The organism is Escherichia ruysiae (assembly GCF_031323975.1).
Classification (GTDB): Bacteria; Pseudomonadota; Gammaproteobacteria; order Enterobacterales; family Enterobacteriaceae; genus Escherichia; species Escherichia ruysiae.
Genome location: NZ_JAVIWS010000001.1, coordinates 2,172,037 through 2,186,700, shown reverse-complemented (window position 1 = coordinate 2,186,700; position 14,664 = coordinate 2,172,037). Strand labels below are relative to the sequence as shown.

The 14,664-nt window shown below is 51.1% G+C and carries 17 protein-coding genes; 8 read left to right on the top strand and 9 right to left on the bottom strand.

The window, feature by feature from the left end:
- Positions 1–11: 11 nt before the first annotated feature.
- Positions 12–1,268, bottom strand: a complete 1,257-nt coding sequence (yjeH, locus tag RGV86_RS10780; protein WP_085461255.1) for an L-methionine/branched-chain amino acid transporter — start codon at positions 1,266–1,268, stop codon at positions 12–14.
- A gap of 275 nt (positions 1,269–1,543) precedes the next feature.
- On the opposite strand from yjeH, the gene RGV86_RS10775 reads away from it, so the two are divergent.
- The 3 genes from RGV86_RS10775 (at position 1,544) to RGV86_RS10765 (ending at position 4,018) form a co-directional block, all read left to right on the top strand.
- Positions 1,544–1,837 carry a co-chaperone GroES gene (locus tag RGV86_RS10775; protein WP_001026276.1) on the top strand — a complete coding sequence of 98 codons (294 nt, stop codon included), beginning with the start codon at positions 1,544–1,546 and terminating at the stop codon, positions 1,835–1,837.
- Between the two features lie 43 nt (positions 1,838–1,880).
- Positions 1,881–3,527, top strand: a complete 1,647-nt coding sequence (groL, locus tag RGV86_RS10770; RefSeq protein ID WP_000729121.1) for a chaperonin GroEL — start codon at positions 1,881–1,883, stop codon at positions 3,525–3,527.
- Positions 3,528–3,664: 137 nt separating this feature from the next.
- The gene (locus RGV86_RS10765; RefSeq protein WP_000558209.1) at positions 3,665–4,018 is read left to right on the top strand and encodes a DUF4156 domain-containing protein; all 354 of its coding nucleotides are present in this window, start codon (positions 3,665–3,667) and stop codon (positions 4,016–4,018) included.
- A gap of 202 nt (positions 4,019–4,220) precedes the next feature.
- On the opposite strand, the gene RGV86_RS10760 is transcribed toward RGV86_RS10765, so the two are convergent.
- Together RGV86_RS10760 and epmB are read right to left on the bottom strand one after the other, a co-directional pair.
- Complete coding sequence (locus tag RGV86_RS10760) at positions 4,221–5,090, bottom strand: YjeJ family protein (RefSeq protein WP_085461254.1); 870 nt, start codon at positions 5,088–5,090, stop codon at positions 4,221–4,223.
- Positions 5,091–5,471: 381 nt separating this feature from the next.
- Complete coding sequence (epmB, locus tag RGV86_RS10755; protein WP_000940512.1) at positions 5,472–6,500, bottom strand: EF-P beta-lysylation protein EpmB; 1,029 nt, start codon at positions 6,498–6,500, stop codon at positions 5,472–5,474.
- Between the two features lie 41 nt (positions 6,501–6,541).
- Between epmB and efp the strand changes: the two genes are divergently transcribed.
- The 4 genes from efp (at position 6,542) to sugE (ending at position 8,037) form a co-directional block, all read left to right on the top strand.
- Entirely contained in the window at positions 6,542–7,108 is a 567-nt protein-coding gene (gene efp / locus RGV86_RS10750; protein WP_000257278.1) for an elongation factor P, read from the top strand.
- 51 nt (positions 7,109–7,159) lie between these two features.
- Positions 7,160–7,285 carry a lipoprotein antitoxin entericidin A gene (gene ecnA / locus RGV86_RS10745; protein WP_000977757.1) on the top strand — a complete coding sequence of 42 codons (126 nt, stop codon included), beginning with the start codon at positions 7,160–7,162 and terminating at the stop codon, positions 7,283–7,285.
- Between the two features lie 111 nt (positions 7,286–7,396).
- Positions 7,397–7,543 carry a lipoprotein toxin entericidin B gene (ecnB, locus tag RGV86_RS10740; RefSeq protein ID WP_000239596.1) on the top strand — a complete coding sequence of 49 codons (147 nt, stop codon included), beginning with the start codon at positions 7,397–7,399 and terminating at the stop codon, positions 7,541–7,543.
- 176 nt (positions 7,544–7,719) lie between these two features.
- Positions 7,720–8,037 (top strand): quaternary ammonium compound efflux SMR transporter SugE, encoded by a 318-nt coding sequence (sugE, locus tag RGV86_RS10735; RefSeq protein WP_000118487.1) that lies wholly within the window; start codon positions 7,720–7,722, stop codon positions 8,035–8,037.
- On the opposite strand, the gene blc is transcribed toward sugE, so the two are convergent.
- The 6 genes from blc to frdA all read right to left on the bottom strand — a co-directional run bounded on the left by blc (position 8,034) and on the right by frdA (position 13,163).
- Positions 8,034–8,567 carry a lipocalin Blc gene (blc, locus tag RGV86_RS10730; RefSeq protein WP_085461253.1) on the bottom strand — a complete coding sequence of 178 codons (534 nt, stop codon included), beginning with the start codon at positions 8,565–8,567 and terminating at the stop codon, positions 8,034–8,036. The genes sugE and blc overlap by 4 nt on opposite strands.
- An 88-nt stretch (positions 8,568–8,655) precedes the next feature.
- Positions 8,656–9,789: a BlaEC family class C beta-lactamase gene (locus tag RGV86_RS10725; RefSeq protein ID WP_085461252.1), complete on the bottom strand. Its 1,134-nt coding sequence runs from the start codon at positions 9,787–9,789 to the stop codon at positions 8,656–8,658.
- Between the two features lie 62 nt (positions 9,790–9,851).
- The gene (frdD, locus tag RGV86_RS10720) at positions 9,852–10,211 is read right to left on the bottom strand and encodes a fumarate reductase subunit FrdD (RefSeq protein ID WP_010344911.1); all 360 of its coding nucleotides are present in this window, start codon (positions 10,209–10,211) and stop codon (positions 9,852–9,854) included.
- A 10-nt stretch (positions 10,212–10,221) separates the two neighbouring features.
- Positions 10,222–10,617: a fumarate reductase subunit FrdC gene (frdC, locus tag RGV86_RS10715; RefSeq protein WP_000208757.1), complete on the bottom strand. Its 396-nt coding sequence runs from the start codon at positions 10,615–10,617 to the stop codon at positions 10,222–10,224.
- Between the two features lie 10 nt (positions 10,618–10,627).
- Entirely contained in the window at positions 10,628–11,362 is a 735-nt protein-coding gene (frdB, locus tag RGV86_RS10710) for a fumarate reductase iron-sulfur protein (RefSeq protein WP_000829498.1), read from the bottom strand.
- Positions 11,355–13,163, bottom strand: a complete 1,809-nt coding sequence (gene frdA / locus RGV86_RS10705) for a fumarate reductase (quinol) flavoprotein subunit (protein WP_001192969.1) — start codon at positions 13,161–13,163, stop codon at positions 11,355–11,357. The genes frdB and frdA overlap by 8 nt, the downstream gene beginning before the upstream one ends.
- Positions 13,164–13,487: 324 nt before the next feature.
- Between frdA and epmA the strand changes: the two genes are divergently transcribed.
- Positions 13,488–14,465: an elongation factor P--(R)-beta-lysine ligase gene (gene epmA / locus RGV86_RS10700; protein ID WP_085461251.1), complete on the top strand. Its 978-nt coding sequence runs from the start codon at positions 13,488–13,490 to the stop codon at positions 14,463–14,465.
- The last annotated feature ends 199 nt before the right edge of the window (positions 14,466–14,664 follow it).

The following is a 14,664-nucleotide window of genomic DNA, read 5'->3' as shown; positions in this document are numbered from 1 at the left end:
AAAACGCCGGATTATGTGGTTATGCCATTTTCCGGCGTTTTTCGTTTTGGCAGAAACAGCCATAACCCCGCCAGCATGATTAGCGCATAGAGACTTTTCCAGCCGACCATTGCCAATAACAGAACGCATAACAGCCCGCCAGTCACCGCCAGTACGCGATAACGTCCTTGTAATAATTTACAGCCTGCCAACATGCACAATAGGTAAATCATAATAAAGATGCCGTTGGCATAAATAATGAGTGCGTCCAGATTGATCTCTAAAGCATGAATCACCAACGTACTCACCACGCAACAGCCGAGCACGGCATTGAGGGCATTATTCGGGATATGGCGAGAAGAGAGGCGTGCCAGGTAGTGGTCAGGATTATGTTGCGCCTGCGACCAGACCAGGCGGGCGAAGCTCTGTATATAAATGTTGAGGCTGGCAAAGCAGGCCAGATAGCCAATTACGCAGGCAATCCATAACGCTCCTACACCGAACAACTGCACTACAATTTTGGGAAGCGATGCTGCCGCCGCCATTTGTTCACCATAGGCGTCGAAGTGTAAGACGACTACCGTACAGCCCCAGTAGACTAATCCTGCCAGCAGCAGACCAATCATCAAAGCACGAGGAAAATCACGCTCTGGATTTTTAAATTCCGAGGCAAGATGGGCAAATGCCTCCAGACCGACAAAGCACCAGAACATCACCGATAACGCAGCAAATAACCCGGTAAGTTCGATATCACCTGGCGCAGGGAAGGGGATGTTCGCAGGTTTGATATCGCCCGCCCACCAGATGGCGACAATCAGTGCGACGATAAGCCCGGCAATGACCGTTTGTAGATTAGCACTGGAACTGGCACCGCGAGTACCGATATACCACACCAGCGCCAGCGTACCGAGTTCTGCCAACAACAGTTGCCAGCTATGCCAGCCAAACATCGCCTGGCCGAATCCGGCGGCAATTTGTAGCGCGGCGGGCAAACCTACGGGAATGACTGATAAAAACAGCCAGCCGGTGACTCTCTCAAGCCGCGAGCCGAACGCCATACCGACGAAGTGCGCAACACCGCCCGCGCTGGGATAGTGGCGACCCAGAATCGCAAACACAATTGCAATCGGGAACACTAAGATAATCAAAACAGGCCACGCCCAGAGGCTGTTATTGCCCGCTACCAGTGCAGCTAACGCAGGAACGGCAAACACGCCAGTGCCTAATAATGACGTCGATAGCAGGCCGATACCCTGGGCCAGCCCCAATTCTTGTTTGAGTCCACTCATGGGTTGATGTCCGATTGCGCCCAAATATTGGGCAACTGCGCAGGATTTCGATGGTAGCACAATCAGATTCGCTTATGACGGCGATGTCGAAATTGCGATGAAACGTGAGGTGAATCAGGATTTTTACCCGATTTTGTGCTGATCAGAATTTTTTTTCTTTTTCCCCCTTGAAGGGGCGAAGCCTCATCCCCATTTCTCTGGTCACCAGCCGGGAAACCACGTAAGCTCCGGCGTCACCCATAACAGATACGGACTTTCTCAAAGGAGAGTTATCAATGAATATTCGTCCATTGCATGATCGCGTGATCGTCAAGCGTAAAGAAGTTGAAACTAAATCTGCTGGCGGCATCGTTCTGACCGGCTCTGCAGCGGCTAAATCTACCCGTGGCGAAGTGCTGGCTGTCGGCAATGGCCGTATCCTTGAAAATGGCGAAGTGAAGCCGCTGGACGTGAAAGTTGGCGACATCGTTATTTTCAACGATGGCTACGGTGTGAAATCTGAGAAGATCGACAATGAAGAAGTGTTGATCATGTCCGAAAGCGACATTCTGGCAATTGTTGAAGCGTAATCCGCGCACGACACTGAACATACGAATTTAAGGAATAAAGATAATGGCAGCTAAAGACGTAAAATTCGGTAACGACGCTCGTGTGAAAATGCTGCGCGGCGTAAACGTACTGGCAGATGCAGTGAAAGTTACCCTCGGTCCGAAAGGCCGTAACGTAGTTCTGGATAAATCTTTCGGTGCACCGACCATCACCAAAGATGGTGTTTCCGTTGCTCGTGAAATCGAACTGGAAGACAAGTTCGAAAACATGGGTGCGCAGATGGTGAAAGAAGTTGCCTCCAAAGCGAACGACGCTGCAGGCGACGGCACCACCACCGCAACCGTACTGGCTCAGGCTATCATCACTGAAGGTCTGAAAGCTGTTGCTGCGGGCATGAACCCGATGGATCTGAAACGTGGTATCGACAAAGCCGTTACCGCTGCAGTTGAAGAACTGAAAACGCTGTCCGTACCGTGCTCTGACTCTAAAGCTATTGCTCAGGTTGGTACTATCTCCGCTAACTCCGACGAAACTGTAGGTAAACTGATCGCTGAAGCGATGGACAAAGTCGGTAAAGAAGGCGTTATCACCGTTGAAGATGGTACTGGTCTGCAGGACGAACTGGACGTGGTTGAAGGTATGCAGTTCGACCGTGGCTACCTGTCTCCTTACTTCATCAACAAGCCGGAAACTGGCGCAGTAGAACTGGAAAGCCCGTTCATCCTGCTGGCTGACAAGAAAATCTCCAACATCCGCGAAATGCTGCCAGTTCTGGAAGCTGTTGCAAAAGCAGGCAAACCGCTGCTGATCATCGCTGAAGATGTTGAAGGTGAAGCACTGGCAACTCTGGTTGTTAACACCATGCGCGGCATCGTGAAAGTCGCTGCGGTTAAAGCACCGGGCTTCGGCGATCGTCGTAAAGCAATGCTGCAGGATATCGCAACCCTGACCGGCGGTACTGTAATCTCTGAAGAGATCGGTATGGAGCTGGAAAAAGCGACCCTGGAAGACCTGGGTCAGGCTAAACGTGTTGTTATTAACAAAGACACCACCACCATCATTGATGGCGTGGGTGAAGAAGCTGCAATCCAGGGCCGTGTTGCTCAGATCCGTCAGCAGATTGAAGAAGCAACTTCTGATTACGACCGTGAAAAACTGCAGGAGCGCGTAGCGAAACTGGCAGGCGGCGTTGCAGTTATCAAAGTAGGTGCTGCTACCGAAGTTGAAATGAAAGAGAAAAAAGCACGCGTTGAAGACGCCCTGCACGCGACCCGTGCTGCGGTAGAAGAAGGTGTGGTTGCTGGTGGCGGCGTTGCGCTGATCCGCGTAGCGTCTAAACTGGCTGACCTGCGTGGTCAGAACGAAGACCAGAACGTGGGTATCAAAGTTGCACTGCGTGCAATGGAAGCTCCGCTGCGTCAGATCGTCCTGAACTGCGGTGAAGAACCGTCTGTTGTTGCTAACACCGTTAAAGGTGGCGACGGCAACTACGGTTACAACGCAGCAACCGAAGAATACGGCAACATGATCGACATGGGTATCCTGGATCCAACCAAAGTTACCCGTTCTGCTCTGCAGTACGCAGCTTCTGTGGCTGGCCTGATGATCACCACCGAGTGCATGGTTACCGACCTGCCGAAAAACGATGCAGCTGACTTAGGCGCTGCTGGCGGTATGGGCGGTATGGGTGGCATGGGCGGCATGATGTAATTGCCCTGCACCTTGCAGAAATAAAGAAACCCTCAGGCAGAAATGTCTGGGGGTTTTTCTTTTGGTCATCTTTCTAGTATAAGATTCAGACACGGACGACACGAGTTGCGTCCAGCTCATTGATTATGGGGAATAACATGCACGTAAAATACTTAGCAGGGATTGTCGGTGCCGCGCTACTGATGGCGGGTTGTAGCTCCAGTAACGAATTGAGTGCTGCCGGTCAGAGTGTGCGCATTGTTGACGAGCAACCAGGTGCAGAGTGCCAACTGATTGGTACTGCGACAGGTAAGCAAAGTAACTGGCTTTCCGGGCAACACGGTGAAGAAGGCGGTTCTATGCGCGGCGCAGCAAACGATCTGCGCAACCAGGCGGCTGCAATGGGCGGTAACGTGATTTATGGCATCAGCAGCCCGTCGCAGGGAATGTTGTCCAGTTTTGTCCCGACGGATAGCCAGATTATCGGTCAGGTTTATAAGTGCCCGAACTGATGTGATCCAGAGGCTGGATGACAAACGTGTAATTGCCTGATGCGCTTCGCTTATCAGGCCTACATCGGGCATTGCAACTGATTGAATGCTCGAGAATTTGTAGGCCAGATAAGGCGTTTACGCCGCATCCGGCATGATCAACGATCACGTTATCAGTAATTTCAGGCTGGAGGGCTCCAGCCTCGCATTCAAAAAGATGAGATTATTTCGCCTGTGGCGCGGCCTTGCTGATGGACTGAACTCGTAAGTGATGTATTGCGCGTAAGCATTGATCCTGAGTCAGTGGTTGGGCGTTATTTGCTGCTACTGTACGAACGTAGACCTGAGATGGCACACCCGCGAGTTTTTTCAGCCGTGGGCTGAAATCAAGCATCCGGCGTGTGATAGCCTCAATTTCTTTACCCGCTGTCGCTTCACGCGTTTTCACCACCGCGCCGCTAAATTGTTCTTTACCACTTTCATCTTTAAAGCGATAAAGCACCGCCAGATAATGGCTAAACAGATTATGTTTCCATTCCGGCTGAGAATAGGTGTCATATTCCAGATTGCCATTGTCCTGGCAGTCGACGTCATATAACGGCAGGAAATCTAATAGCGATGTAATACGCAATGCCAGTTCACGCATTTTAGCATTATTAATTGCATGAATGATTGCTCGCGCCAGCATTTCAATCTGCAACTCATTGACAATTAATTCACATTTGCTGCCATCATGCAGAGTTAATGTGAATGTGAGATTTTCGCCCTGGTTATCGGTAAGTTCCAGAGTGTTAACCCGGCGATTAATATCGGCATTTTTAAGCTCATCAACCAGAATTTCTGGGATATTCTCTGCCATTTTCTTCATGACTTTATCGCGAGCCTGCTCATACTGAATACGTGTATCAGCATCCAGTTTATGCTTTTGATGCAGACGACTTTCCAGCGCAATCAGCAGGTCGCGCAGTTCCATGACAGACATAAAGAATAACGACTCTTTATTGCGAGGCTCTTTAATTTTCAGTGCCAGTGCAATGAAATTATTACTTTTGCGAATAACACCGGTATTAACACCCTTGATGCTTATGGCCATGTAGGTTCTCCCTAACCATTTCTCAATAAAATAATTAATTTTAATTTATAAGCCAGATAAATGAGCTTGGTAGTAATAGTTGTTAAAATAACATAAATAGCCGTGCTCACTCTATATAAACAGAAAAGAAAGGTTAATTATTGGTGTTAGTTATATAAAGAGTAACAACAGCAATGCATATGAATAATTAAAGGTTATGCAACGTGCAAAGATTAAAATTCCCAGTTTAATGACAGGTTGCTGTACTTGCGTTTGTTGCTCTTGCCGGATGCGGCGTAAACGCCTTATCCGGCCTACAGTTCATTGAGTTTCAATGCACGATGTAGGCCTGACAAGCGAAGCGCATCAGGCAATTTTCTGTTTAACTTCCCTGTTAATCAGTTACTGCTGGCGTAGCTGGAGATCCAGAGGCGTTTTGCTGGGTTCACCGCCAATTTCTCGCGCCAGTTTCGGCACCAGATATCCCGACACCAGTGTCAGCAACTCACGCATAATCTGCCGTGCTTCATCATCACTCACCATAAAATGCGCTGCGCCCTGCACTTTATCGAGCACATGCAGGTAATAGGGCATCACGCCCGCATCGAACAAGGCATTACTCAGGTTTGCCAGCGTTTGCGCGTTGTCATTCACGCCACGTAACAGAACGCTCTGGTTCAGCAAAGTAACGCCCACGCGGCGCAACTTAGCCATTGCCTGACGGAATGTTTCATCTACTTCATTGGCATGGTTGATGTGATTCACCAGCAAGATTTGCAACGTAGAACGGGCAAAGCGTTCAGCCAGCGACTCTGTGATGCGCGCCGGGATCACAATCGGCAGACGGCTGTGAATCCGCAGACGTTTGATATGCGGGATCGCCTCCAGTTGCGTCAGCAGCCAGTCCAGCTCGTGATCTTTCGCCATCAGCGGATCGCCGCCGGAGAAAATAATCTCGTCCAGTTCCGGATGCGCCGCAACATACTCAAGCGCCGCCTGCCAGTTACGCTTGTTGCCCTGATTTTCGGCATACGGGAAGTGGCGACGGAAACAGTAGCGACAATTTACCGCGCAGCCGCCTTTAACCAACAGTAGCGCCCGGTTGTGATATTTATGCAACAAACCAGGCACTACGCTGTGCTGTTCTTCCAGCGGATCGGTGGAGAATCCGGGCGCGACGACAAACTCATCTTGCGAGGTAAGTACCTGACGCAAAAGTGGATCGTCAGGATTGCCTTTCTCCATGCGATCGATAAATGAGCGGGGCACGCGCAGTGCAAACAGCTTTTTGGCGCTGCGTCCGGCCAACAGTTTTTCGTCCGCGTCTATATTCAAAAGACGCAGAAGTTCATCAGGATCGGTCACAACATCGGCAAGTTGCGTTAACCAATCTTCTCTGGATGGGGTATTTAGGGTTACAATATGCGCCATTTTGTGGCTTAGCTACCAATTAACAAATTTCAGAGGGCCTTATGGCAACGTACTATAGCAACGATTTTCGTGCTGGTCTTAAAATCATGTTAGACGGCGAACCTTACGCGGTTGAAGCGAGTGAATTCGTAAAACCGGGTAAAGGCCAGGCATTTGCTCGCGTTAAACTGCGTCGTCTGCTGACTGGTACTCGCGTAGAAAAAACTTTCAAATCTACTGATTCCGCTGAAGGCGCTGATGTTGTCGATATGAACCTGACTTACCTGTACAACGACGGTGAGTTCTGGCACTTCATGAACAACGAAACCTTCGAGCAGCTGTCTGCTGATGCGAAAGCAATTGGCGACAACGCTAAATGGCTGCTGGATCAGGCTGAGTGCATTGTAACTCTGTGGAATGGTCAGCCGATCTCCGTTACTCCGCCGAACTTCGTTGAACTGGAAATCGTTGATACCGATCCGGGTCTGAAAGGCGATACCGCAGGTACTGGCGGCAAACCGGCTACCCTGTCTACTGGCGCTGTGGTTAAAGTTCCGCTGTTCGTACAGATCGGCGAAGTCATCAAAGTGGATACCCGCTCTGGTGAATACGTCTCTCGCGTGAAGTAATGCGGTTGTGGTGCGGCCTGTTGGCTGCACCATCACTTATTCAGGTCAGAGATGATGAAACGCCTTATCGTTCTTGTTTTGCTTGCCAGCACGCTGCTTACGGGCTGTAACACCGCTCGGGGTTTCGGCGAAGACATCAAACATCTTGGTAATTCCATCTCCCGCGCTGCCAGCTAATTTATTCTTCACTTCCGAAAAATCATCAGATTTCCGTCATTTTTGGTGATGTTGTCTATTATTAATTTGCTATAGGCAAACACAAATAACATTACCTAAAAGGAAGACGTTATGGTTAAGAAGACAATTGCAGCGATCTTTTCTGTTCTGGTGCTTTCAACTGTATTAACCGCCTGCAATACCACGCGCGGCGTTGGTGAAGACATTTCTGATGGCGGTAACGCGATTTCTGGCGCAGCGACGAAAGCGCAGCAATAAGCAATAACGGTACGGCAGATTTGTCGTGCCGTTTGTTTTTCTCGGCGGTAATCACTGTCGTAACCGTTGAAATTTCCTCTTAAATCGGCAAAATACCTCCTTCACCATCAGCTTTGCAGGACGACCTGCAAACGCTTCTTTTCACCGGGGACGGCCCCAAATCTCCGGAGCCTGATATGTCCTGGATAATCTTAGTTATTGCTGGTCTGCTGGAAGTGGTATGGGCGGTTGGCCTGAAATATACGCACGGCTTTAGTCGCCTGACACCAAGCGTTATTACCGTGACGGCGATGGTTGTTAGTATGGCGCTACTTGCCTGGGCGATGAAATCGTTACCAGTAGGGACGGCTTATGCCGTGTGGACGGGAATTGGCGCAGTCGGGGCGGCGATTACCGGCATTGTACTGCTCGGTGAGTCCGCTAACCCGATGCGCCTGGCGAGTCTGGCGTTAATCGTACTGGGGATTATTGGTCTGAAACTTAGCACCCATTAACTGCTGGGCTGCTGTACCCAAATAAACTTACTGACATCAAACCCTTCCCGGGTCGCGACTGCCAGCATCTCCTGTTTAACTTCGTCAGAAATGGTTGGGGTGCGGGAGAGTATCCACAGGTAATCGCGATCCGGGCCACAAACCAGCGCATGGCGGTACTCCCGATCTAGCGCAATGACGTTATAGCCGCCATAGAAAGGGCCAAAGAACGACACTTTCAGCGCGGCGCGATGCGGGTCTCCCGTAAAGTACGCTTTTCCTTCGCTTTGCTGCCACATCTCTCTGTCCGGATTATAACCCTTGTTGATGACATTCAGGCCGCCGTCATCCCGCAGGCTATACGTCGCAGTCACTTTCTCCAGCCCGCGTTCAAAACGGTGATCAAAACGGGCAATCTCATACCACGTACCCAAATAGCGTTTGGTATCGAAATTATTTACCACAGTAACGCCACGAGGCGGTGTGGGAGAACTACAGGCAACGACCAGAAATGCCGCTGTCGCTGCGGCAACGAGAGGGAGCAGGCGCATAAATGTTTCCTTACTGGTTTTTTTCTAAGTGTAGATGACAGAAAGGAAATGCGGATAAAAGGTCCGAAAATTCGGACCATCTGCGTTGTTATTGCAAAGCGTTGAGAATCTGCCAGGCGGCAGCGACTCTCGCTGGATTGGGATAGTTTTTGTTAGCCAGCATCACAATCCCCAGCTCTTTCTCTGGAATAAATGCGATGTAGCTACCAAATCCGCCGGTCGCGCCTGTTTTATGTACCCATGATGCTCGTACCGCAGGGGCGGGGGGCGTAATCGCTTTTACTGGTCGTGCTGCCAGCGCAATTTTACTGTCGCTGCCATTAATGATGCTGTCTGGATCTACCGGCCAGTCGAGTATTTCCCAGCCCAGACCTTGATACATGTCGCCAGTTTGCCAGTAGCGTGACTGCGCCAGCTGGATACCTTGCTGAAGTGTTTTGTCGTTGATATCACGGGGATTCATATTGCTCTGCGCCCAGCGAGCCATATCTTCAATGGTTGATTTCACACCGTAAGCTTCAGCATCTAACGCCCCTGGCGAAACATGCACGGCCTTGCCTTCGCGATATCCCCAGGCGTAATTTTTTTCTTCTGCGGGCGGCACATTAATCCACGTATGGGTGAGTTTGAGTGGTTGAAAAACACGAGTTTGCATCGCCTGTTCAAAGCTCAAACCGGATGGTTTCACTGCCAGCGCGCCGAACAAACCGATGCTGGAGTTAGCATACAGACGCTGTGTTCCTGGTGCCCAGGTGGGTTGCCAGTTTTGATAGAAACGTAGCAAGTCGCCTGAGGACTTCACTTCATCGGGCACCTGTAACGGCAGCCCGCCAGCGGTGTAGGTTGCAAGATGTAATAGCGTGATTCCGTTCCACTGTTTAGCAGTAAGTTCAGGCCAGTATTTTGTCGCGGGATCGCTTAGGTTGATTTCCCCTCGTGCAATAGCGTCGCCACCGAGCACACCCGTAAATGTTTTGCTGACCGAACCTAACTCAAACAACGTTTGCTGTGTGACGGGCTGCTTTTTTGCTACGTCCGCATAGCCCCAGGTAAAGTAATAAGGTTTACCCTGATAAATCACCGCCACCGCCATGCCAGGGATTTTGTGTTGCTCTATAAGCGGAGTCATTGTGCGATGCACAATATCGTTGAGCTGTTGGGGGGCGGAGAGTGCGGAGCAAGAAGCGGTAATTAATAAGGCGCAGAGCGTCGTTTTGAACATAGGGTCTGGTTTCCATACAAAACGGCCCGCCATAGGCGGGCCGGATTTACATTGGTGATGCGTTAGATTGTAACGATACCAATCAGCGTGACAACTGTCAGGATAGCAGCCAGACCGTAGAAAACCCATTTGCCCGCAGGCACGTGGATTTTCAGATCGTGCATCGCGTGATGCATACGGTGTAAACCACACCACAGCGGCAGGACGATCATCAGGAACAGGAATACGCGACCAATGAAGCTCTGTGCAAACGCCAGAATGCGCTCATAGCTCAGTGCATCGCCCGGAAACAGGCCCAGTGGTAGCAGAATGCCAACCAGCAGGATCATCACCGGCGCAATGATGGCGCTCCACATACCACCGGCCCCGAAGAGGCCCCAGAATACCGGTTCGTCAGAACGCTTTGGATTTGGATTAATCATCTCAGGCTCCTTACCAGTACAGGGCAACAAACAGGATTACGATGGTGGCAACCACAGTTACCGCCCAGAGACTTTTGATAATTGGCTCTGGTCCCATTTTTTCGTCTTTTACAATGATATTGGCCGCTTTCGGTGCCAGCTCAAACCAGGTTTTGGTGTGCAGCAGGGCTGCCGCCAGAGTAATCAGGTTGATGATCACGATAACCGGGTTTTGTAAAAAGTCGACGAATCCCGCCCAGGCTTCCGGGCCATTTTTCAGGGCAAACAGCCCGAAAATCAGTTCAATGCTGAACCACACAGCCGGAACCGCCGTGCCTTCGCGCAGCATGTAAAAGCGATAAAACGGCAACTTCTTCCACCAGGTGGACGTCATTGGCCGTACATACGGTTTACGTTTAGTCGTCATGTTGCACTCCTTAGCGTGGTTTCAGGGTCGCGATAAGAAAGTCTTTCGAACTTTCTACTTTGCCCTGCTGAATGGCCGCAGCCGGATCGACGTGTTTCGGGCAGACTTCGGAGCAGTAGCCCACGAAAGTACAGCTCCATACGCCGTTCTGGCTGTTTAACTGCGCCATACGCTCCTTCTTACCGTGGTCGCGGCTATCTTCGTTATAACGATGCGCCAGCGTAATGGCAGCCGGACCAATGAACTCTGGGTTCAGGCCAAACTGCGGGCACGCGGCGTAGCACAGACCACAGTTGATGCAACCGGAGAACTGGTGATATTTCGCCATCTGCGCCGGGGTCTGGATGTTAGTACCCTGATCCGCAGTGCGGGAGTTGCCGATGATGTACGGTTTGATCGCTTCCAGACTTTCGATGAAGTGGGTCATATCGACGACCAGATCGCGTTCGATCGGGAAGTTAGCTAACGCTTCAACCTTCATACCGTCGGTGTAGTCACGCAGGAAGGTTTTACATGCCAGTTTCGGTACGTTGTTAACCATCATGCCGCAGGAACCACAAATCGCCATACGGCAGGACCAGCGGTAGCTCAGGTCTGGTGCCAGGTTGTCTTTGATGTAGCCCAGCGCATCCAGTAATGAGGTGGTTGCGTCATAAGGCACTTCGTAGAATGCGCTATGCGGTGCGGTATCGACTTCCGGGTTATAGCGCACCACCTCGATTTTCAGGTTCTTCATCTCAGCCATTCGCCTTCTCCTTCTTATTGGCTGCTTCCGCCTTATCGGCTGCATCCGCTTCGCCACCGTAAACGCGTTTAGCTGGCGGCAGCGTAGTAATCTTCACGTCGCTGTACTCCAGGCGGGTAGTGCCATCAGCATCGCGGAAGGCGAGGGTGTGTTTGAGGAAGTTGACGTCGTCACGCTCGGTGCAACCTTCGTCCAGACGCTGGTGTGCGCCGCGAGATTCTTTACGTGCCATTGCGGAGTGCGCCATACATTCAGCAACGTTCAGACCGTGACCCAGTTCAATGGTGTAGAGCAGGTCGGTGTTGAACACGCTGGAGGTATCGGTGATGCGCACGCGCTTGAAGCGTTCCTGCAGCTCCGCCAGTTTGTCGATGGTTTTCTGCATCAGTTCCGGTGTACGGTAGATACCGCAACCTTCTTCCATGGACTGACCCATTTCGTCGCGGATCTTCGCCCAGTTTTCGCCGCCATCCTGGTTAACCAGATCTTTCAGACGCTGCTCAACGCCAGCAACCTGGGCATTGATTGCCGCATCGTTGCCATTACCGGCGGTAGATGCGCGTTCCATAGCTTGCTCACCCGCCAGACGACCGAAGACCACCAGTTCTGCCAGCGAGTTGGAACCCAGACGGTTTGCACCGTGCAGACCAACAGAAGAACATTCGCCAACGGCAAACAGACCTTTAATACGGGTTTCGCAGTTCTGATCGGTTTCGATACCGCCCATGGTGTAGTGCGCGGTCGGACGTACCGGAATCGGTTCTTTAACCGGATCGACGCCAACGTACGCTTTCGCCAGTTCACAGATGAACGGCAGACGTTCGTGCAGTTTTTTCTCGCCCAGATGACGCAGGTCGAGATAAACCACATCGCCACGTGGCGTGGAAATGGTGTTACCTTTACGCCATTCGTGCCAGAAGGCCTGAGAAACTTTGTCGCGCGGACCCAGTTCCATATATTTGTTTTTCGGCTCGCCCAGCGGCGTTTCCGGGCCCATACCGTAGTCTTGCAGATAACGGTAGCCGTTTTTATTGACCAGAATACCGCCTTCACCACGGCAACCTTCGGTCATCAGGATACCGGAACCTGGCAGGCCGGTCGGGTGATATTGAACGAATTCCATATCACGCAGCGGAACGCCATGGCTCAGCGCCATACCCATACCGTCACCAGTTACGATACCGCCATTGGTGTTGTAGCGATATACACGACCCGCACCGCCGGTTGCCATGACTACCGCATTAGCGCGGATCTGTACCAACGTACCTTCCATCATGTTCATGGCTACCAGGCCGCGAACATGACCATCATCGACCAGAATATCCAGCACGAAGTGTTCGTCAAAACGCTGGATCTGCGGGAATTGCAGAGAGGTCTGGAACAGCGTGTGCAGCATATGGAAGCCGGTCTTATCGGCGGCGAACCAGGTACGCTCGATTTTCATGCCGCCGAAGCGACGTACGTTGACGCTACCATCCGGGCGACGGCTCCATGGGCATCCCCACAGTTCCAGTTGGGTCATTTCGGTTGGGCAGTGGTGGACGAAATAATCCACGACATCCTGCTCACACAACCAGTCGCCACCCGCTACTGTATCGTGAAAGTGATATTCGAAGCTGTCATGATCCTGCGCGACAGCGGCGGAGCCCCCTTCAGCGGCAACGGTATGGCTGCGCATCGGGTATACTTTTGAGATTAGTGCGATTTTTGCATTTGGATTTGCCTGCGCGGCAGCAATTGCAGCACGTAATCCCGCGCCACCGGCACCTACAATGGCAAGATCGGCTTGAAAGGTTTGCACGACATTCCTCCAGATTGTTTTTATCCCGCAGCACCGTACTTCAGGGTAAGTATCTGAAAGTTACGGCCTGCGAACGCTATTCCACTGCTCCTTTATAGGTACAACAGTATAGTCTGATGGATAAGTCTGAAATTTGACGAGATCGATTTTTTTAGCGTGCCAGGGGGCTAAATTATCACTGAAGATGATTAATTTAATTACTAAACCATCATATTGCGGTTTTTTTAGTCGCCGTCCACCGTTGATTGATTCCTGCGTAAAATTTGTCTCGCCGCCGCGTTGCGAGTAGACTTCGTGCCCTTGTTAAAAACTGGAGATTTTACTATGAGCGAAACGGCATCCTGGCAGCCGAGCGCGTCTATTCCTAACTTATTAAAACGTGCGGCGATTATGGCGGAGATCCGTCGTTTCTTTGCCGATCGTGGAGTGCTGGAGGTGGAGACGCCTTGTATGAGCCAGGCAACGGTAACCGATATTCATCTGGTCCCGTTTGAGACACGTTTCGTTGGCCCCGGGCATTCGCAGGGGATGAATCTCTGGTTAATGACCAGTCCGGAATACCACATGAAACGCCTGTTGGTGGCCGGTTGTGGTCCGGTATTCCAGCTGTGCCGCAGCTTCCGTAATGAAGAGATGGGGCGTTATCACAACCCTGAGTTTACTATGCTGGAGTGGTATCGACCGCACTATGATATGTACCGGTTGATGAACGAGGTGGACGATCTTCTGCAACAGGTGCTGGACTGCCCGGCAGCAGAAAGCCTCTCTTATCAGCAAGCCTTCTTGCGTTATCTGGAAATTGATCCGCTCTCTGCTGATAAAACGCAGTTGCGGGAAGTGGCGGCAAAGCTGGATCTCAGCAACGTTGCAGGTACCGAAGAAGATCGCGACACGCTGCTGCAACTGTTGTTTACCTTTGGCGTGGAACCGAACATTGGTAAAGAGAAACCAACTTTTGTGTACCATTTTCCAGCCACTCAGGCATCACTGGCACAAATCAGTACCGAGGATCATCGGGTCGCAGAACGCTTCGAGGTCTACTACAAAGGTATTGAGCTGGCGAATGGTTTCCATGAATTGACGGATGCCCGTGAACAGCAACAACGCTTTGAACAGGATAACCGTAAACGTGCGGCACGTGGTTTACCGCAGCATCCGATAGACCATAACCTGATCGAAGCTCTTGAAGTTGGTATGCCCGACTGTTCCGGCGTGGCGTTAGGCGTTGACCGCCTGGTGATGTTGGCACTGGGCGCGGAGACACTGGCAGAAGTGATCGCCTTTAGTGTTGACCGGGCATAATTCTGAAAAATTGGCTAAAATCCAACACAGAATGGCGTAGCTGGCGCCATTCTGTAGCATATGTTTTCATTTTTCCGCTAAAGCGCACAATTTAAGACTGGATGTTTGCTATCATCCAGGTATCAATTCTGTTTTAGTTTTATTGTTGCCCACCAATCGGTGGGTAGTGCAGTTAGTTGGCGCGTTTAATATGCGCGCT